Raw genomic sequence first — 19,687 nt, 5'->3', positions numbered from 1 at the left:
GTCGGCGCGGGGCCGGGTCGCCTGGCCTGGGCGCTTCCTGTGGGTGAGCAGAGCAAAGCGTGGCGAACACCCAGCTCAGACCGCGGAACAGGGCCTCGATCCCGGCACCTCGCTAGGGTGGGGCCATGCCGCTCGGCGTTGGCATCGACCTCGGGACCACCAACACCAAGGTCGTCCTGGCGGAGCTGGGCGAGGCGGCGCCTCGGGTGCGCGCGGCGGCGAGCGCGCCGACCCCGGAGCCCGGCGATCTTCGCGCCACCCTGCACGCCCTGCTCGGACGCGTCCTGGACGGATCCGCGCCGCCGGACGCGGTGGGGATCGCCTCGATGGCCGAGACCGGCGTCCCGCTCGGCGACGACGACGCGCCGCTGACCGGATGGCTGCGCTGGACCGACCGGCGCGCCGCCGGCGAGGCCGACGCCCTGGCCCGCCGCCTCGGCCGGGACCAGTTGGTCGCCGCGACCGGGGTGCGGCCCAGTGCCAAGGCTCCGCTCGCGAAGTGGTCCTGGCTGCGGGCCCAGGAGGTGGCCATGACCCGCTGGGCGGGCGCGGCCGACCTGGCCGGCCTCCTGCTCACCGGCCGGCTGGCCACCGATCACACCCTGGCCGGGCGCACGATGGCCTATCGGCTGCCGGGCCCGGGCGAGCCGTTGCCGGCCGGCTTCGACGCCGGGCTGCTCGCCGAGGCCGGCCTGGGCCCCGCGCAGCTGCCGGCGGTCATGGCGCCGGGCGAGATCGCCGGACGCGTACGGGGTCGGGGCTGGGGGCTGCGGGCCGGGACGCCCGTGGTGATCGCCGGGCACGACCACCCCGTCGGCGCCTTCGCCTGCGGGGTGCGCCGGCCGGGCGAGGTGGCCGACTCGCTGGGCACCGCGGAGGCCGTCATGACGGTGGTCGCCGGGGCGCCGGATCCCGTCGAGGTCGGCCGGGCCGGCATGAGCGCAGTGATCACGGTGGGTGGCCGGCACCGGGCCGTCGTCGCCGGTTCACCGAGCGCGGGCGCGGCGATCGACTGGTGGCTCACCCACGAGAAGGTGGACGCCACGATCTTCGATCAGGCCGGCTTCGATCAGGCCGGCCCGGAGCCGACGGGCATCCTGGTCCTGCCCTATCCGGCCGGCCGGCAGGCGCCCGATCCCGACCCCGAGGCCCGGCTGCGGGTGATCGGGCGACGCCCCGAGCACACGCCGGCCGAGCTGGCCCGGGCGCTGCTCGAGGGTTTGTGCCTGCACACCCGGTGGATGCTCGCCGAGCAGGTCCGGCTGTCCGGGACGGCGCCGGCGGTGGTGCACCTGCTCGGCGGTCCGGTCGCGGCCAACCCGGTGTGGACGCGGATCCGGGCGGCGGTGCTACCGGCGCCGGTACGGGTGATCGCCGAGCCCGAGGCGGTCGCGGTCGGTGCCGCAATGCGGGCCTGCGGCGTGGAGACACCGCTGCCGGGCCGGCCGGAGAAGCCCGCGGAGGCCGATTACGACGCGATGTTCGAGCAATTTGTCGCCGCGGCCCGGAAGGAGTGATCGGCCAGCGCTACTTCATCGAGGGGGTGGCCACCCAGGGCCGCAAGGGGTAGGCCGGCGGCAGGCGGCTCAGCCGGCCGAGCTTTCCCGCACCAGGAGCTCGAAGCCCGCGTACGCCTCCTGCGGCGGCGTCTCGGCGCCCGTGGTGATCCGGTTGTCGAGCAGGGACAGCGCGAGCCGGGCGATCTCGCCCCGGTCCGGCCGGATCGTGCTCAGCGACGGCGTGTGGAAGTCGCCCTCCTCGATGCCGTCGAAGCCGATCACCGCGACGCCGGCCGGCACCGGGACGCCGCGCTCGTGCAGCGCCCGCAGCGCGCCGATCGCCATCAGGTCGTTGAAGCAGAACACCGCGTCAGGCGGCTGCGGCAGGTCGAGCAGCGCGGTCATCGCGGCATAGCCGTCGGCCCGGTGGTACCGAGGCGCCGGCCTGATCAGATCGGCGGAGGACGGGATGCCGGCCGCGCGCAGGGCGGCCCGGTAGCCCTTGAGGCGCAGCGCCGCGGTGCCGCCGGAGACGTGCGGCTGGCTGCCGATCGCGGCGATCCGGCGGCGGCCGAGCTCGAGCAGGTGGGCGGTCGCGGCCCGGGCGCCGTCGACGTTGTCGATGCTGACGTGGTCGACCGGCGCGTGCGCGAGCCGCTCGCCGAGCAGCACCAGCGGGGTGCGGTCGCGGCGGGCGTTGATGTCGTGCGCGGTCAGCGCCAGCGGGCTCACGATCAGGCCGTCGACCAGGTGCGACTTGATGCCGTCGAGGACGATCCGCTCGCTGTCGCGGGCGCCCTGGGTCTCGTCGATGAGCACGGTCCAGGCGTGGCTCTTGGCGTGCTGGACGAACTGGGCGGCGAGCTCGGCGAAGTACGGCGAGCTGATCTCGGGGACCGCGAGGGCCACCACGCCGGTGCGGCCGCCGCGCAGCAGCCGGGCCGACAGGTTGGGCCGGTAGTCCAGCTCGGCCAGCGACTGCTGGACCTTGGCCCGGGTGGCCGCCGAGACGAACGGGAAATCGTTGATCACGTTGGAGACGGTCTTGACCGAGACGCCCGCGTGCCGGGCGACGTCCTTGATGCTCGCGCCCACCCGTGGCCTCCTCGCGACAAGTATCAGAACGAGCAGCATCATAGTCCGGCTCTTTACAACGATGTAAACAACGTTGTAAAACTCCAACGTGAATGTCGCACAGCTCACCCTGGATCCGGCCTTCCGGATCGGGGCCATCGACCGCCGGCTCTTCGGCTCGCTCGTCGAGCACATGGGCCGCTGCGTCTACACCGGCATCTTCGAGCCCGGCCACCCCGCGGCCGACGAGCTCGGCCTGCGCACGGACGTGCTCGACCTGGCCCGTGAGCTGGGCGTGACCGTGGTGCGCTACCCGGGCGGCAACTTCGTCTCCAACTACCGATGGGAGGACGGCGTCGGGCCGCGCGAGACCCGGCCCACCCGGCTCGACCTGGCCTGGCGCTCGATCGAGACCAACCAGTTCGGCCTGGGGGAGTACATGGCCTGGGTCCGCCGGCTGGGCGCCGAGCCGATGATGGCGGTCAACCTCGGCACCCGCGGCCTCACCGAGGCGGTCGAGCTGCTGGAGTACGCGAACTTCCCGGGCGGCACCCGGCTCTCCGACCAGCGGATCAAGAACGGCGACACCGAGCCGTACGGGATCGGGCTCTGGTGCCTCGGCAACGAGGCGGACGGCCCGTGGCAGATGGGCCACAAGACCGCGTACGAGTACGGCCGGCTCGCCGCCGAGACCGGCCGGGCCATGCGCCGCCTCGACCCCGGCATCGAGCTGGTCGCGTGCGGCAGCTCCGGCCGGCACATGCCCACCTTCGGCTCGTGGGAGGCGACCGTCCTCGAGCAATGCTACGACCAGGTCGACTTCATCTCGATGCACGCCTACTACGAGGAGCACCACGGCGACACCGACAGCTTCCTCGCGTCCGCGGTGGACATGGACGCCTTCATCGACGAGGTGGTCGCCACCGCCGACCACGTCAAGGCCAAGCTGCGCAGCCCCAAGCGCCTGCGGGTCTCGTTCGACGAGTGGAACGTCTGGTACCAGCGCGACTGGCACGGCGAGGCCGCGCTCGAGTGGCGGCAGGCGCCGCGCCTGATCGAGGACGACTACTCCGAGATCGACGCGGTGGTGGTCGGCACCTACCTGATCTCCCTGCTCGGGCACGCCGACCGGGTCGGCATCGCGTGCCAGGCGCAGCTCGCCAACGTGATCGCGCCGATCCGCACCGAGCCCGGCGGCCCGGCCCGCAAGCAGACCACCTTCCATCCGTTCGCGCACATGGCCGGCCTCGCGCGGGGCGACGCGCTGCGGGTGGAACCGGTCACCCATCAGATCAACACCGACGCGTACGGGCCGGTGCCCGCGCTCACGGCGGCGGCCAGCCACGACCCCGCGACCGGCGCGGTCGTCCTGTTCGCCGTGAACCGCGACCGCACCGCACCGATCGCCCTCGACCTCGACCTCCGCGGTTTCAACGGCGCGCAACTGCGCACCCATCGTCTGCTGCACGGCGAGCGGGCGACCCGGCCCGGCCAGGTCACCGTCGAGCTTCCCCCCGCTTCCTGGAACGTCCTCGAGTTCTCCACCGACCAATCCGACGCCTAGGAGATTCCCAATGTCCGATTTGAACCGTCGTCGCTTCCTTGCCCTCTCCGGCGGCGCCGGCGCCGCGCTCGCCCTCGCCGCCTGCGGCGGCACCTCCAAGGCCCCGCAGGCCGCGCCGGCCGGCGGCAACGGCGGCGCCAGCTACAGCGGCCCGAACGTCACGATCAGCTTCTGGAACGGCTGGACCGGCAGCGACGGCGAGACCGCCCAGGCGATGGTCGACCAGTTCAACAAGGCCAACCCGAACGTCCAGGTGAAGATGAACGTGTTCCAGTGGGCCGACTTCTTCACCAAGCTGCCCGCGGCGGTGCAGAGCGGGAACGGCCCGGACGTGGGCGCCATGCACATCGACGACATCCCGACCCAGGCCGCCCAGCAGGTGATCGTGTCCATCGAGGACGTCGCCAAGGCGCTCGGGCTCAAGGAGTCGGACTTCGCGCCGGCCGTCTGGAACGGGGGTGTCTACCAGGGCACCCGGTACGGCATTCCCATCGACGTACACAATCTCGGTCTTTATTACAACAAGACGGTCATGGAGAAGGCCGGCCTCGATCCGGAGAAGCCGCCGACCACCAAGGACGAGTACATGTCCCAGCTGGAGACCCTGAAGAGCAAGGGCATCCAGGGCTCGTGGGTCTCGCCGTTCCAGTTCACCGGCGGCTTCCAGTTCGAGTCGCTGCTCTGGCAGTTCGGCGGCGACGTGTTCAGCTCCGACAACACCAGCGCGACCTGGAACTCCGACGCCGGCGTGCAGGCGCTGACCTGGATGGTCGACCTGGTCAAGAACGGCTACAGCCCCAAGAACGTGGGCCAGGACGCCGACTACATCGCGCTCAAGAACGGCAAGAACGTCTTCAACTGGCAGGGCATCTGGCAGGTCAACGACGTCACCACGCTCAAGACGTACGAGATCGGCACCGCGCAGCTGCCCAAGATCGGCTCGACCGGCGGGGTCTGGGGCAACAGCCACCAGTTCGTGTTGCCGCGCAAGAAGGACAACGACGCCAACAAGGCCAACGCCAGCCGGTTCTTCATCAACTGGTTCACCCAGCAGGCGGCGGCCTGGGCCAAGAGCGCCAAGGTGCCGGCCCGCACCGACCTCGCGCAGAGCGCCGAGTTCAAGGCCCTGACCGACCTGCAGTCGTTCGCCGCCGACGTGCAGTTCACCCACTTCCCGCCGTCGGTGGCCGGTATCGGCGACGCGCTCGCCGAGCTCTACACCGGCGTGCAGAGCGCGGTGCTGCTCAAGCAGGCCCCGGCGGACGCGCTCACCACGTCGGCGAACCGGGCCAACAAGATCCTCGCCGACAACAAGAAGAAGTACGGGGCCTGATCATGGCCGTGACCACCGCGCCGGCCCGGCAGTCGCGCCGGGCCGGCCGGGCGAGCGGGAGGACGGGCGTGCGGCGGTACGCGCCGCTGACGCCGTACCTCTTCCTGTTGCCGTTTTTGATCTTGTTTTGTGGTTTCGTGCTGATCCCGGCAATTTTCGGCCTGTGGGTCAGCTTCCACGACTACAACTACCTGCTGCCCGGCAAGCCGTGGGTCGGGCTGCAGAACTACATCGACCTGTTCACCCCGGGTAGCCGCGACAGCGGCGACTTCTGGAAGAGCATGGAGGCCACCGGCATCTTCACGGTGTTCAGCGTGCCGTTCCTGATCATCTGCCCGCTCGGCGTGGCGTTGCTGCTCAACCGGGTCTTCCCCGGCCGGTCGTTCTTCCGCGCCGTGTTCTTCGCGCCCTACGTGCTCGGCGTCGCGGTGGTCGGCATCCTGTTCCGGTTCGTGCTCGACCCCAACATCGGCCTGGTCAACTACTACCTGGGCCACGCCATCCCGTGGACCACCGACCTGCCGTGGGCCTGGATCTCGCTGATCGGCATGACGGTCTGGTGGACGCTCGGCTTCAACGCCATCATCTACATGGCCGGCCTCCAGGAGATCTCCCCGGACCTGTACGAGGCCGCGCGGGTGGACGGCGCCTCGCGCTGGGCCGAGTTCCGGGCGGTGACGCTGCCCGGGCTGCGGCCGGTCATGGCGTTCGTGACCACCGTGACGATCCTGGCCTCGGCCAACATGTTCGGCCAGTCGTTCCTGCTGACCGACGGCGCGCCGGCCAACGAGACCCGCACGGCGATCATGTACATCGCCCAGACCGGCTTCTCCAACAACCGCCAGGGCATCGCCGCGGCCATGAGCTACATCCTCGCGGTCCTCCTGCTGGCGATCAGCGTCCTCAACCTTCGCCTCACCCAGCAGCGGGAGGGCTCGTGACCACCACCCCGGCGACGACCGGCCAGCGCCGTCCGTGGACGGTGGGCCGGATCTTCTTCTGGCTCACGCTGCTGGCGCTCACGATAATTTTCGTGGCGCCGCTGCTGTGGATGCTGATCACGTCGTTCAAGACCAACAACGACGCCACCGCGCTGCCGCTGTCCTGGCTGCCCAACCCGTTCACCACCGAGGCGTACTCGACGGTGCTCACCACCAACTCGGCCACCCCGGTGCTGCGCTGGTTCCTCAACAGCATGATCGCGGCGACGGCCAACGCGGCGCTGATCGTCGCGGTCGACGCGATGGCCGCGTACGCCCTGGCCCGGATGCGTTTCCGCGGCCGCAAGCTGGTTTTCGCGACGGTGGTCGGCACTCTTTTCGTGCCGCCGTTCCTCTTCCTCGTCCCCAACTATCTGATCGTCAGCCAGCTCGGCTGGCTCGACTCGCTCTGGGCGCTGATCGTCCCGTCGGCCGGCGGCGCGTTCGGCGTCTTCTTCCTGCGCCAGTTCTTCACGTCGCTGCCGATGGAGCTGGAGGAGGCGGCGCTGATCGAGGGCGCCAACCAGTGGCAGATCTTCACCCGGATCGTGCTGCCGCTGGCCCGGCCGGCGCTCGCCACCCTCACCGTGCTGTCGTTCCTGACCAACTGGAACGACTTCCTCTGGCCGATCTACGTGCTGTTCAGCGCCGACCGGCTGACCCTGCCGGCCGGCCTGGGCAACCTGCAGAACGCCGCCACCACCAACTACCCGATCGCGATGGCGGGCGCGGTGGTGGCCAGCGTGCCGGTGCTGATCCTGTTCGTGATCGCGCAGCGGCACGTCATCCAGAGCGTCACGCACACCGGGGTGAAGGGATGATCGCATGCTTCGTACCCTGCTGATGTTCCTGAGTCTGCTGGTCAATCCGGTCTCTTCCAGTTTCGCCGACACTTTCGCCGATCCCACCGTGATCAGAGGCCAGGACGGTTTCTGGTACGCCTACGCGACAAGCGATCCGCTGCGCTCCGGTTCGGGGGTGGCCCGGCGGATCCCGATCTCACGCTCGCCCGACCTGACGCACTGGACCTACGTGGGGGAGGCGCTGTCCGGGCCGGCCGCCCCGTACGTGGCCCCGGGCGCGTCCTACTGGGCGCCGGATGTTCGCTATCTCGACGGCCGCTATGTCATGTACTACGCGGTGACCGACACAAACGTTTCCCCGGAAACTTTTGACTTCGCCATCGGGGTGGCCACCGCGTCCGCCCCGGCCGGGCCGTGGACCCAGCAGCCGGCGCCCGTGGTGGCGCCCCGGCCGGGTGGCGGCGGCGGTTACCTGAGCACGATCGACCCGGCCGAGCTCACCGCCGCCGACGGCACCCGCTACCTGTACTTCGGCAGCTACTACGGCGGGATCTCGGTGGTGCGGCTCGCCGCCGACGGGCTGAGCACGGTGGGCGCGCCGGCGATGGTGGCTCTCGACAACAAGTACGAGGGCGCGTACGTCGTCCGCCGCGACGGCTGGTACTACCTGTTCGCCTCGTCGGCGAACTGCTGCGCGGGCCCGGCGACGGGCTATTCGGTGTCGGTCGGCCGGTCGCGGTCGCCGCTCGGGCCGTTCGTGGACGCGCGCGGCGTCTCGCTGCTCGACTCCCGGGTCGGCGGCACCCCGGTGGTGACCCAGAACGGCAACCGGTGGATCGGCGCCGGGCACAACGGCCTGGTCACCGACCTGTCCGGGCAGGACTATCTCGTCTATCACGCGATCGACCGCAACGCGCCCTATCTGGACGAGCCGTTCGGGGTCAACCGCCGGCCGATGCTGCTCGACCGCCTCGACTGGATCAAGGGCTGGCCGCTGGTCCGGGCCGGCGCCGGCCCGTCCGACACGCCGCAGGCGGCACCGGTCGCTACCGGCGCCGAGCGGTTCGACCGGGCGCCGTCCTGGCTGCCCGGCAGATGGCGGGTCGCCGACGGATACGCAACCGGCAGCGGGACCGTGCTGCGGCCGTCGCCCTCGGGTGACGTGCGGGTCGAGGCCGATCTGCGGGTGCCGGCGGGATCCTCGCTCGGGCTCGTCGCCGGCGGCGTCCGAGTCTCGATCGACCGCGCCGCCGGGCAACTGGTGGCCAGCACGGGTGCGTCGGCGCCGCCGGCCACCGCCGGTGCGTCGGCGCCACCGGCCATCGTCGGTGCGTCGGCGTCGGCGTCGGCGTCGGCGTCGGCGTCGGCGGGCGCCGGGGGCAGGGTCCTTGCGTCGGCGCCCTTGCCGCCGGGGCTCGACTTCGGCACGTGGCACAACCTCGCCGTGTCGGTGCGCGGTGACCGCGTGATCGCCGAGCTGACCGAGGCCCGGCAGAGCGGGCCGATCGTGTCGCTGTCGTTCAGGGTTCGCTCTCACCCCGCACAAGTCGGATTTGTCGGGCGGGGCGACGTCGACAACTTCAGCGTGCGGCGGCTCTACCGGCCGGTCACCCACGCGGTGCCGGCCCCGGCCGTCGGGCGTCTCGCCTGGTCGGACGAGTTCAACGGCACCGCGCCCGGGCCGGGATGGAGCTGGATCCGGCCGGACTCCGCGGCCACCGTCTCCGGCGGCAGTCTCCACTGGCCGGTCGAGGCGGGCGACCTGACCGGCACCGGCAACAACGCCTCGGTGCTGCTGCGCGACCCGCCGGCCGGGAACTGGACGGCCGAGACCAAGCTGACCCTCGACCTGGGCGTCGACGAGGTGCGCAACTACCAGCAGGCCGGGCTGATCGCGTACGCCGGGGACGACGACTTCGCGCGGCTCGACGTGGTGGCGATCTGGAACACCCGGCAGATCGAGTACGGGCGGGAGTTGCCGTACGCGGGCTCGCTCGCCTACGGCGGGATCACCCTCGGGACGCCGGCCACCACGACGTGGCTGCGGCTGGTGCACCGGACCGACCCGGCCACCGGGGAGCATCTGCTCCGGTCTTCATCGAGCGTCGACGGGCACACCTGGACCCGGGGCGGAGTATGGACCTTCCCGGCCGGCGCTCCGCTGCGCATCGGCCTGGACGCGCACGGCGGCGCCGCCCCGCCGGTCACCGCCCAGTTCGACTACTTCCGGATTCATCGCCCGTGACTCGTTTACCAGGCATGTCGCTGCGGGCGGCCATCGCGGGGTCCGTCCTCGCCCTGGCCGCCTGCGGCGCCGCCCCCGATCAAGCCAGCTCCGATCAAGCCAGCTCCGATCAAGCCAGCTCCGATCGAGCCAGCCCGGACAACGCCACCGCCGCACCCACCGGAGCCGCCATGACCTTCCAGAATCCGGTCTACGCCAAGAACTTCCCCGATCCCGGCGTGCTGCACGAGGACGGCACCTGGTTCGCGTACGGCACCAACAACGCGTCCCAGAACGTGCCGCTGCTGACCAGCACCGACCTGGGCCACTGGGCCGAGGCCGGCGACGTGCTGCCGTCGGTCGGCTCGTGGGCGGAGCCCGGCAACACCTGGGCGCCCGAGGTGGTGCGCACCGCCGCCGGCAAGTACGTGCTCTACTACACCGCCCGGTGGAACAAGGCCGACCGGCAGTGCATCGGCGCGGCCGTGGCCGACAACCCGCGCGGCCCGTTCGCCGACCCGTCGCCGTCGCCGCTGATCTGCCAGGACGAGGAGGGCGGCTCGATCGACGCCAGCCCGTTCCGCGACGAGGACGGCGCCCTCTACCTGTACTGGAAGAACGACGGCAACCACATCGGCGTGCCGTCGCATCTGTACGCCCAGCGGCTCGCCCCCGACGGGCTGTCGCTCACCGGCGACCGGGTCCGGCTGCTCACCAACGACAAGCCGTGGCAGGGCGCGGTGGTCGAGGCGCCGGAGATGCTCCGCCACGACGGCAAGCTCTACCTGTTCTACTCCGGCGGGGCCTTCGACTCCGACGGGTACGCCGTCGGATACGCCACCTGTGAGGGGCCGATGGGCCCGTGCCACGACGCGCCGGAGAACCCGATCCTGCGCTCGTCGCCGGCCGCGGCCGGTCCGGGGCACTGCTACCCGGTCACGCTGGGCGACGGCACGACCTGGCTGCTCTACCACGCGTGGCCGCCGGACGCCATCGGCAGCACCAGCCCCGGACGCCAGATGTGGCTCGACCGCGTCGACTGGGCCGACGGCCGGCCGGTGGTGCACGGCCCGACCGCCGATCCCCAGCCCCTGCCCGCCTGACGCCCCGCCACCCTCTCCGGATCTTGACTCGCCCGCCCTTTCCGGATCTTGATGAGCTGCGGTTCGAAGCGAGCGCCAACTCATCATCCTTGCCCGCGCGCCCCGGCTGGCGGCGAGATCTTGGTGAGTTGGTGTCGGCGGCGGACGGCAACTCATCAATCTTGCCCGCGCGGGTGGCGGCGTTCGCGGGTCAGGCGCCTGGGCGGGCGCGCTGGTCCGGTGGCGGGGCGTCGCCGGTGGCGATGGCGGCCAACCGGGGGAGCAGCCAGGGTGCGATGATCTTCTTGACCGCGGCCGGGGTGTAGTGCAGGCCGTCGCTGCGCACCTTCATGCCGTCCATCCGCCAGGTGAACTTGCCGTCCGGGCACACCAGCGGGTTGAGGTCGAGGACGGTCACCTGCGCGGGATGCCGCGCCGCGACCTCGTGCAGCAGCGCGTTCCAGGCGTCGACGCGGTCGGGCTCGTCCTCGGGGTAGAGGCCACCGTCGGGCCGTTCCGCGCGGTGCGTGTAGGCGGCGGTCAGCAGCACGACCGCGGCGCCCCGCGACCCGGCGATGCGGATCGCCGTCTCCAGTTGCGTCTGCAGGTAGGCGTCGTACGCGGGATCGCCGACGTGCTGATAGCGGCCCTGATAGCGGCGGTCCATCAGTTCCCAGCGGTTGAGCTCGATCACCGCGACGTCGGGGTTGTCCTGGTCGACGCCGCGTTGCCAGCGCCGCTGCCAGGACGTGCAGCCGGGGTAGTTGGTGTGCGGGGTGCCCAGCTGAAGGATGTCGGGCAGGGTGGCGATGCCGCAGCCCTGGATGGCGCGCACGCTCGTCCACATGCCGGGGTGCTCGGGCAGGTAGCTGCCGATCACCCACGAGACCGAGTCGCCGAAGAACGTCACCCGGGGCTCGTGCGGCGGCGCCGACTTCGGACGCTGGGGCCGGCTGATCGGCGCGGCCGCGTGCGGTTCGGCGTCCGGGACCGAGACGATCACCGGAGCGGCGGCGATCCCGCTCGTCGCGTCGCCTGCGCGGGGAGTGGTGCCGAGCGCGACGACGCCGATCAGCACGGCGAGGGCGCCCGCGGTCACCGCCGCGGGGGCCGGCCGGGGCAGCCGCCGGGCCAGCACGCCGCGGCGGATCGGCTGTTCGACGAGGTGGTAGCTGAGCACGGCGACGCCGAGGGTGCCCGCCAGCCGGACCGCGAGCAGGGGCCAGCGGGACAGGCCGGTGAGGTCGGCGGTGACAAAGGTGAACAGCGGCCAGTGCCACAGGTAGACGCCGTAGGAGATGCGGCCGAGCCACACCAGCGGGGGCAGCGCCAAGGCCCGGGCGAGCGGCGCCGCCGGCTGGACGATCACGTGCGCGATGACGACGGCCGTGGCTAGTGCGGCGAGAGTCAGGCCGCCGTGGTACATCCACGCGGCCTGGTCGCCGGCCGCGTGCCAGAGCCAGAAGGTCACCGCGAGCGCCGCCCCGGCGAGAACGCCGAGGCGCGAGCGGCCGAACGCCCGGCTGAGCCACGCCGGGGCGGGGCCGGTGAGCAGGGCGGCGAGGCCGGCGCCGATGAGCAGGGCCTGAGCCCGGGTGTCGGTGCCGTAATAGGCGCGGCCCAGGGACTCCGGCCGGAACAGCCAGGCGCACAGCGCCTCCGACAGCACCGTGCCGCCGACACAGAGCCACAGCAGCGTCGCGAGCGCCCGGCGGGCCGCCAGCCAGGCCAGCAGCCCGGCCACCAGCAGCGGCCAGAGCAGGTAGAACTGCTCTTCGATGCCGAGCGACCAGGTGTGCTGCAGCGGCGACGGGGTGGCGGTCGCGGCCACGTAGCCGGTGCCTCGGAAGATCATCCGCCAGTTCGCGACGTAGGCCAGCGCCGCGTAGGCGTCGGTGCGCAGCAGGCCGAGGTCGCCCTCGTCCAGCAGGTAGTGCCCGGCGATCACCGTCGCCGCGAGCACGGTCAGCAGCGCCGGCAGGAGGCGGCGGGCCCGCCGTACCCAAAAATGCCGCAACCGGATCCGCCCGGACCGCGCCCTCTCCCGCAGCAGCAGGGAAGTGATCAGAAAGCCGGAGAGGACGAAGAAGGTGTCCACGCCGAGGAAGCCGCCGCTCAGCCCGCCGACGCCGGCGTGGAACAGCACGACGGCGGTGACCGCCAGCGCGCGGATGCCGTCGAGGGCGGGGCTGTAGCCGAAGCTCCTCCGCGGGACGGCCTGGTGCGAATCGGGCATACCCATGTGAACGGCGCTTCCTACGAACGGTTTCGGGGCACGTCCCCGTTCTGCCGGGCCGGAAACATGGAACGCCGTCGCGGTCGCGCATTTCAACTGCGTCCGCCGGTCGGTGCGGGATCGCCCGTTTGCTCCCGCGCCGCGTGGGAATGCTCCCGGCGTCGCGGTCGCGCGCCGCGCCGGACCCGGAGGGAGACGAGGTGTCACGCAGGCTCACGGATCAGCTCCTTCCGGCTACCGGCGCGGCCCGGCACGCCCGCAACATGGTCACCGAGGCCTGCGCGCTGTGGGACCTGCCCGACCTGATCGGCCCGGCCAGCCTGGTCGCCGACGAGTTGGTCACCAACGGTGTCGAGCACGCCGGCACCCTGATGACGCTGCAAATCAGCCGCCGGGGCCGCGGCCTGCATCTCGCGCTCGGCGACGGGTCCCCGGCGCCGCCGCGGCTGCCACCGCCCCCGTCGCCCACCGAGCCCCGCGGCCGCGGCCTGATGCTGGTGGATGCGATCGCCACGCGGTGGGGATGGCTGCCCGCGGGAGAGGGCGGAAAAGTGGTCTGGGCGACGCTCTCGATGGGTAGTCGGTGACCCGTGGAGACATTGGACTGGCTGGCCGTGGTGCGCCACGGCGAGAGCATCGGCAACGCCGCCGCGGCGGACGCGGAGGCCGGCGGCGCCGAGGTGATCGACATCGCCGAGCGGGACGCCGACGTGCCGCTGTCCCGGACCGGGCGCGAGCAGGCGACGGCGCTGGGCCGGGCGCTCGCCGGGCATTCCCCGGGCGTGGCGGTGGTGTCGCCGTACCTGCGGGCCCGGCAGACCGCCGAGGCCGCGCTGGCCGGGTTGGACGTGCCGGTGCTCGTGGACGAGCGGCTGCGCGACCGGGAGCTCGGGGTGCTCGACCTGCTCACCACGCGCGGGGTCGCGGCGCGGCTGCCCGGCGAGGCCCAGCGCCGGGCCCGGCTCGGCAAGTTCTACTACCGGCCGCCGGGCGGCGAGTCGTGGGCCGACGTGCTGCTGCGGCTGCGCTCGCTGCTGCGCGACGTGCGCGCCGACCATCCGGACGGCCGGGTGGTGCTCTTCGCCCACGAGGCGATCGTGCTGCTGATCCGCTATCTCGTCGAGGGGCTGGACGAGGCGGAGCTGATGGCGATCGCCGGCCGGACGACCATCGCGAACTGCTCGATCAGCAGCTGGCGGCGCGTCGGCGGGGTGCTGCGGCCGGAAGCGTTCAACGACGTCGCGCACCTGCGCCGGGACGACGCGCCGGTGACCCGGCAGGAGGAAGTCCATGCCGACTGAGCAGGTGATCACGCCGCGGTTGCTGCGCGAATGGCCGCTGCCCGACCCGGCGGGCGACAAGGAGTCGCGCGGCACGGTGCTGGTGGTGGGCGGGTCGCGGTTCAACCCGGGCGCGGTGCTGCTGGCCGGGGTGGCCGCGCTGCGGGCCGGCGCCGGGCGGCTGCAGCTCGCGGTGGCCGAGGAGAGCGCGGTCGCGCTGAGCATCGCGGTGCCCGAGGCCAAGGTGGTCGGGCTGGCGTCGGACGAACTGGCCGAGCTGGCCGGGCAGGCCGACGTGATCGCGATCGGGCCCGGGCTCGACGACATCGGGCAGACCCGCGAGCTGATGGCGGCCCTGCTGGGTGCGGCGGGTCCGGGCGCCGGGGTCGTTCTTGACGCGTACGCCCTGGGCGCGCTGAGCAAGGAGCCGGGACTGCTCCGCCAGGAGCGCGCGGTGCTGACGCCGAACGTGACTGAGGCCGCCCACCTGCTCGGGCACGACCCGGGCGACGATCTGACCGCGGCGGCGCGCACCCTGGCCGGGCAGTACCGCGCGGTCGTCTCGCTCTACGGCCACATCGCCGCCCCGGACGGCCGCGTCTGGCACGAGGAGAGCGGCGACGCCGGCCTGGGCACCTCGGGCAGCGGCGACGCCCGCGCCGGGGTGGTGGCGGGCCTGCTGGGCCGCGGCGCCGACCCGGCACAGGCGGCCTGCTGGGGCGCGTACGCGCATGCGGTGAGCGGCCAGCGGCTGAGCCAGCGGTACGGCCGCACCGGCTTCCTGGCCCGCGAGATCGTCGGCGAGGTGGCCTACACGATCGCCACGGTGTAGGCCGGGTTTGGGTGGCGGGGCGGTGGGCAAACCTTGCTCCAGACGACACGGAGAGAGGTTGCTGATGAGAATCGTGAAGCTGGCCGCCGGCCTCGCCATCGGTTACGTGCTCGGCGCCCGGGCCGGGCGCGAGCAGTACGAGCGGATCGCGGAGGCCGCGCGCGGGCTGAGCGGCAGCCCCAAGGTCGAGCAGGCGAAGCAGAAGGTCAAGGACACGGCCGGAGCGAAGCTCGACCAGGTCGCCGACAAGACCGGAGCGCCCCGCAAGCCGCGCTCGTCGCGGAGCAAGGCCACCGACAGCACGTCGGGCCAGAGCACGTCGGGCCAGAGCTCGTCGGGCATGGGCACGTCGGGCCAGAGCACGTCGGGCATGGGCTCGTCGGGCCTGGGCACGTCGGCCGACCGGTCGGTCCTCGCCGGACAGTCCGAGTGACCGGACCGGTCGAGGGCCGGCCGACGGCCTAACCGTCGCGGTGGCGGGCGTCGCGATGCGACTCGAGCAGGGCTTCCAGGCGCTCGGCGGGCATCGGCCGGCCGAGCAGGTCGCCCTGGCCGAGGCGGCAGCCCGCCCCGCGTACGGTGTCCAGGTCGTCCGCGGTCTCCAGGCCGTGGGCGATCACCTCCATGCCGAGCCGGCGACCCAGCGTCACGGTCACGTCCAGCACCGCACCGGCCTGGCCGAAGACATCACGGTCGATCTTGAGCAGGTCGATCGGCAGGATGCGCAGCCGGCTCAGTGAGGTGGGCCCGGCCCCGAAGCTGTCGACCGCGGTGCGCAGACCCTGCGCGCGCAGCCGGCCGAGGTGCGCGGGCAGATCGAGCTCGTGCTCCTCCCGTACGTAAGAAAGATCCTGCTCTTTGATCTCGACGACCAGGGCCGCGGGCGGGATCTGATACAGGTCGAGCGCGGCCTGCAGGCCCGCCTGGAAGGCCGGATCGGCCAGCGTGCGAGGGCGCACGGTGAGCGCCAGCCACAGGTCCTCGCGCTGCCGCCGCCAGCCGGCCAGCAGCCGGCACGACGCATGCAGCGCCCAGTGCCCGATCGGCCCGAGCAGGGCCAGATCCTCGGCCAGCGCCAGCAGCTCGCCGGCCGGCACCGCGCCCAGCGTGGGATGCCGCCACGACGGCAGCGCGGCCACCCCCACCGGATCGCCGCTCGCCAGGTCGACGATCGGCTGGTACGCCAGATCGAGCTCGCGCCGGGCGACCGCGCCAGGCAGATCCTGCTCCAGCGTCGACCGCCGCAGCAGCCGCTCTTCCAGCTGCTCGTCGTACCATTCCACCGCGCCCGGCGGGCCCTGCCGGACCGCCCGCAGCGCCAGCACCGCCCGCCGGATCACCTCGTCCACGCCCGCCTCCGGGCTCAGATCGGCCAGGCCGGCCCACGCGGACAGGTGCGAGACCGTGCCGGCCGCCTCGTAGGGCGCGGTCAGCGCGGTGACCAGCTGGCTCGCCAGCAGGTGGGCCCGCACCGCGCCGCAGTGGGTCAGCACCGCGAACCGGGTCTCGCCGAGCCGCGCCGGCACGTCGGCGCCGGCCAGCCCGGTACGCAGCCGGCGGGCCGCCTCGAGCACGACCACCTGGGCCTGCTCGGCCCCGCGGACGTCGGCGATCGCGGTGAGCCCGCCCAGCTCGATCACGATCATCGCGCCCGCGTCCGGCGCCAGCTCGCCGGCCCGGCACAGGCCCTCCCGGTTGGCCAGGCTCGTCTGCGGGTCGAGGTGGGTGGCCTGGCGCAGCGCCCGCTCGAGGTCGCGCTGGTTGCTCACGTCGCGGACGTGCACGACCAGGGTGCGGCCGGGCTCGGCCGGGTCGGCGCCGTCGGTCGTCCACTCGGTCTCGCGCCAGCGGCCGAAGCCGTCCCGCAGGCGGACCGTCAGGCTCGCCTCGGTGTCCCGCCCGGCGATCCGGCCGGCCAGGTAGGCGTGCACGGCGTCGGCCTGGACCGGATGCACCAGGGCGGACGCCGCCTTGCCGAGAACGTCCTGATCGGAGAGCCCGAACTGGCGGGCCGCGGCCGGCGACTGCCACCGCACGGCCAGGTCGGCGTCGAGGATCATCGCCACGTCCGCCGAGCCGAACACCAGGTTGCGCAGGCGGTTGCCCTGCACGGTCAGGTGATCGGCGTGCCGGCGCAGGGCGATCGCCGACAGCCACTCCCGGCCCGCGACCGCGGTGATCGCGGTGAGGCCGAGGACGATCGACACGGTGTCCATCCGGCCGCCGGTGAGCAGGCGGTGCACGGTGACCAGGGCGGCGGTGATCATCGGCAGCGCCAGCAGCGGGAAGCCGGCCGAGGGTTCGCTGCCCGCCGGCGGCAGCGGGCGGGCGTCCGGGGCGATCCGCACCGAGCCGTGCCACATCAGCAGCGCGGCCGCGTTGATCGCGGCGCCCGCGGCGAGGCCGGCGATCTTGGCGTTCGGCTCGTCGTGGAAGTCCATGGCGATGACCAGCGCGGTCAGGGCGACCAGCGAGAGCGAGGCGCCGGGCGTGCACCACTGCAGGGCGGCCCGGTGCCGGACGGCGTAGACACCGGTCACGGCGACGGCCGCGGCCGCGCCACCGCCGAAGATCAGCGCGGTGACCGTGGCGCCGCGGCGCTCGGTCTGCTCGGCGCCGAACAGCAGCAGCCACGGCGGGAAGATCAGGCAGGCGGCGAGGGCCAGCGTGTCGAGACCCGCGCGCAGGCCGCGCTTCTGGTGCGGGCGGAGCACGGCCGGCAGGTACATGCCGGCCGCGAAGAACAGGGCGACCAGCGGGATCTCGGCCGGCAGCGGGACGCCGTCGACCAGCACGCCCGGCGCCAGCAGGGCGGCCAGGCCGCTCGCGGCGCCGGCCAGCGCGGTCACCAGGATGCCGCCGGCCAGCGCCAGGACGCGGATCCGCGGACCGCTCGGGCGCGCGCGCAGCATGAGCACGGCGACGCCGGCCGAGCAGGCGGTGAGCAGGCCGGCGGCGGCCTGCGGCGGGACCGCGGCCAGCACGGCCACCACGCAGACGGCAGCCGCCGACCAGGCGACCTGCCGGTCGGTCGGGCGGGCGAGGGGTCCTGCCATCGCCCGGCCCAACGACCGACCGGCCGTCCGGTTACGGCTCGGTCAGCAAAATCCCATCGTGCTCAGGAGACCGTCATCGCCACGTCGTCGAACCACACCGTGCCGGTGTTGTCGCCCGACTTGAGATGGATCTGGAGGCTGGCCGCCCCGGCCGGCGCGACCTGGTCGACGCCGAGCTTCGTCCAGTTCGTGGTGCCGGGCGGCAGGCTCGCCGACGACGCGCCGCCGAGCCAGCGGTTGCCGGCGTCGAACCAGCTCAGCGCGATCTGGGTGGCGCCGGTCGCGGCGTTGCCGCGCGCCCACACCTCGGCGTGCCAGTTCTGCCCGGGCTGGACCGGGACGATCGGCGACACCCGGTACGAGGGCGAGCCGGCCGGCGTCTTGCCGGTGTTCGTCATGGTGACCGACCACTTGCCGGACCGGGCCACCGCCGTGGTCTTGGTGGCCACGCCGAGCTCGGGCAGGTACGTGCTCCACGGCGTCTGGCCGGCGGCGTTCTCGAAACCGAGGTCCAGAACGGAGGACGGGTACGCCACGCCGGCCCAGGCGGCCCGCACCACGCCGGCGGCCGGCTTGGCGGCGCCGTCGGTGCGGTAGAGGCCGAACTTGTACTGGGCCGGGCTCTGCGCCACCCCGGAGGCGGGGATCGCGCCGGCCGCGAAGTCGGTCAGCGTCCACGGCGCGACCGACTCGATCCCGGCGACCTTCGCGGCCTCGAAGACCCGGGCCAGGTACGCGGCCTGCTCGCCCTCGGTGTTGGTCACCGTGCTGGCGCCGGTCTCGCCGAGCACCAGGGGCACCGGCGCGACCGCGGCCTGCGCCTGCCGGAGCTCGGCGAGAGCCCGCTCGGAGTTGCCGTAGAAGTGGTAGTCGTAGTAGTCGACGGCGACGGCGGCCTTGAGCTTGGCCAGGTTGGCGACGTCGTTCACCGAGATGGTCACCGGGATGTTCGGGGCGGCGTCGCGCACCACCGGGACGAGCTTCTTGGCCCAGGCGAGGGCGGCGGCGTTGGTGGGGTCGAGCTCGTTCTGCAGTCCGATCGCGATGATGCGGGTGTCGTAGCGGTACGGCGCGAGAATGGCGTTCGCCCAGGTCGTGCTGCCGGCGATGTCGGTGTAGCCGTCCCACCAGTCGAAGAGGGTGAGCTTCACGGTCATGCCGTGCGCCGCCGCGAGCGAGACGAACTGGGCGAGCTTGGTGGTGTACTCCGGTTTCGGTGTGGGCCAGCCGAAGACCGACGGGAAGACGATGGCCCGCACGCTGTCGGCGCCGAGGGCCGCCGCCTTGGCCAGGTCGGCGTCGATCGTGTCGGGGTCGAAGTCGGTCCACATCCGGCTCCAGCCGGCTTGCGACGGGTAGTAGTTGATCTGCTTGGCCGTGGTGACCGTCGCCAGCCGCCCGGGCAGCGTCGTGGCGGCGGTCGCCGTCCCGGCCGCCGTCGCGCTCGCGGGGACGGTCATCAGCGGCAACGTGGCGATCATGGCTGCGGTCATCCCGCGAGCTAACTTGCGCACTTGTCGAGCCCTTCTGCACTGCCGGTCGGAGGTGGTAGCTCCTGTCGGCCGTGCGGCGGGCCGGAAAAGGCCTGTTGAGTGCGGGTGGCGGGGCGATTCGGTTGCGTTTCGGTTGATCGTCGGCCGGACCGGGGGTCGGCCGGCGGTGGTGTCGCTGCCAGGCGGCGTCTGCCGGCGGTGGTGTCGCTACCCGGCGGCGTCTGTCGGCGG

At 72.7% G+C, this 19,687-nt stretch carries 15 protein-coding genes; 11 read left to right on the top strand and 4 right to left on the bottom strand.

Annotated features, from left to right (window positions below):
* The first annotated feature begins 125 nt into the window (after window positions 1–125).
* Window positions 126–1,517, top strand: coding sequence for an FGGY-family carbohydrate kinase (locus ACFQS1_RS03110; protein WP_378964409.1), 1,392 nt, complete (start codon window positions 126–128; stop codon window positions 1,515–1,517).
* Window positions 1,518–1,586: 69 nt separating this feature from the next.
* On the opposite strand, the gene ACFQS1_RS03105 is transcribed toward ACFQS1_RS03110, so the two are convergent.
* Entirely contained in the window at window positions 1,587–2,594 is a 1,008-nt protein-coding gene (locus ACFQS1_RS03105) for a LacI family DNA-binding transcriptional regulator (RefSeq protein WP_378964408.1), read from the bottom strand.
* A gap of 88 nt (window positions 2,595–2,682) precedes the next feature.
* Between ACFQS1_RS03105 and arfA the strand changes: the two genes are divergently transcribed.
* From arfA to ACFQS1_RS03075, 6 genes are read left to right on the top strand one after another with little or no spacing between them, the layout of a single operon-like run.
* The gene (gene arfA / locus ACFQS1_RS03100) at window positions 2,683–4,137 is read left to right on the top strand and encodes an arabinosylfuranosidase ArfA (protein ID WP_378964407.1); all 1,455 of its coding nucleotides are present in this window, start codon (window positions 2,683–2,685) and stop codon (window positions 4,135–4,137) included.
* Between the two features lie 10 nt (window positions 4,138–4,147).
* Window positions 4,148–5,470, top strand: a complete 1,323-nt coding sequence (locus ACFQS1_RS03095; RefSeq protein WP_378964406.1) for an ABC transporter substrate-binding protein — start codon at window positions 4,148–4,150, stop codon at window positions 5,468–5,470.
* A 2-nt stretch (window positions 5,471–5,472) separates the two neighbouring features.
* On the top strand, window positions 5,473–6,411 hold the full coding sequence (locus tag ACFQS1_RS03090) for a carbohydrate ABC transporter permease (protein WP_378964404.1): 939 nt from the start codon (window positions 5,473–5,475) through the stop codon (window positions 6,409–6,411).
* Window positions 6,408–7,271, top strand: a complete 864-nt coding sequence (locus ACFQS1_RS03085) for a carbohydrate ABC transporter permease (RefSeq protein WP_378964403.1) — start codon at window positions 6,408–6,410, stop codon at window positions 7,269–7,271. Before ACFQS1_RS03090 ends, ACFQS1_RS03085 begins: the two co-directional genes overlap by 4 nt.
* A 4-nt stretch (window positions 7,272–7,275) precedes the next feature.
* The gene (locus tag ACFQS1_RS03080; RefSeq protein WP_378964401.1) at window positions 7,276–9,498 is read left to right on the top strand and encodes a glycoside hydrolase family 43 protein; all 2,223 of its coding nucleotides are present in this window, start codon (window positions 7,276–7,278) and stop codon (window positions 9,496–9,498) included.
* Window positions 9,495–10,580, top strand: coding sequence for a glycoside hydrolase family 43 protein (locus tag ACFQS1_RS03075; protein WP_378964400.1), 1,086 nt, complete (start codon window positions 9,495–9,497; stop codon window positions 10,578–10,580). The genes ACFQS1_RS03080 and ACFQS1_RS03075 overlap by 4 nt, the downstream gene beginning before the upstream one ends.
* 190 nt (window positions 10,581–10,770) lie before the next feature.
* On the opposite strand, the gene ACFQS1_RS03070 is transcribed toward ACFQS1_RS03075, so the two are convergent.
* Window positions 10,771–12,801: an acyltransferase family protein gene (locus ACFQS1_RS03070; RefSeq protein ID WP_378964399.1), complete on the bottom strand. Its 2,031-nt coding sequence runs from the start codon at window positions 12,799–12,801 to the stop codon at window positions 10,771–10,773.
* A gap of 194 nt (window positions 12,802–12,995) precedes the next feature.
* Here ACFQS1_RS03070 and ACFQS1_RS03065 point away from each other — a divergent pair, with 194 nt between their 5' ends.
* The 4 genes from ACFQS1_RS03065 (at window position 12,996) to ACFQS1_RS03050 (ending at window position 15,340) form a co-directional block, all read left to right on the top strand.
* Window positions 12,996–13,382 (top strand): ATP-binding protein, encoded by a 387-nt coding sequence (locus ACFQS1_RS03065; RefSeq protein WP_378964397.1) that lies wholly within the window; start codon window positions 12,996–12,998, stop codon window positions 13,380–13,382.
* 3 nt (window positions 13,383–13,385) lie between these two features.
* A complete protein-coding gene (locus ACFQS1_RS03060) occupies window positions 13,386–14,096 on the top strand; it encodes a histidine phosphatase family protein (RefSeq protein WP_378964396.1) in 711 nt (236 codons plus the stop codon).
* A complete protein-coding gene (locus ACFQS1_RS03055; RefSeq protein ID WP_378964394.1) occupies window positions 14,086–14,907 on the top strand; it encodes an NAD(P)H-hydrate dehydratase in 822 nt (273 codons plus the stop codon). The genes ACFQS1_RS03060 and ACFQS1_RS03055 overlap by 11 nt, the downstream gene beginning before the upstream one ends.
* A 64-nt stretch (window positions 14,908–14,971) precedes the next feature.
* On the top strand, window positions 14,972–15,340 hold the full coding sequence (locus tag ACFQS1_RS03050) for a hypothetical protein (RefSeq protein WP_378964393.1): 369 nt from the start codon (window positions 14,972–14,974) through the stop codon (window positions 15,338–15,340).
* Window positions 15,341–15,368: 28 nt separating this feature from the next.
* Here ACFQS1_RS03050 and ACFQS1_RS03045 read toward each other — a convergent pair whose 3' ends face one another.
* Both ACFQS1_RS03045 and ACFQS1_RS03040 read right to left on the bottom strand, forming a co-directional pair.
* Window positions 15,369–17,963: an EAL domain-containing protein gene (locus ACFQS1_RS03045; RefSeq protein ID WP_378964392.1), complete on the bottom strand. Its 2,595-nt coding sequence runs from the start codon at window positions 17,961–17,963 to the stop codon at window positions 15,369–15,371.
* Window positions 17,964–18,025: 62 nt separating this feature from the next.
* Window positions 18,026–19,456 carry a cellulase family glycosylhydrolase gene (locus tag ACFQS1_RS03040; protein WP_378964391.1) on the bottom strand — a complete coding sequence of 477 codons (1,431 nt, stop codon included), beginning with the start codon at window positions 19,454–19,456 and terminating at the stop codon, window positions 18,026–18,028.
* Between the last annotated feature and the right edge of the window lie 231 nt (window positions 19,457–19,687).

Origin of the sequence: Paractinoplanes rhizophilus, assembly GCF_042664765.1 — a bacterium.
Classification (GTDB): Bacteria; Actinomycetota; Actinomycetes; order Mycobacteriales; family Micromonosporaceae; genus Actinoplanes; species Actinoplanes rhizophilus.
This window is presented reverse-complemented; position numbering and strand designations above follow the sequence as displayed.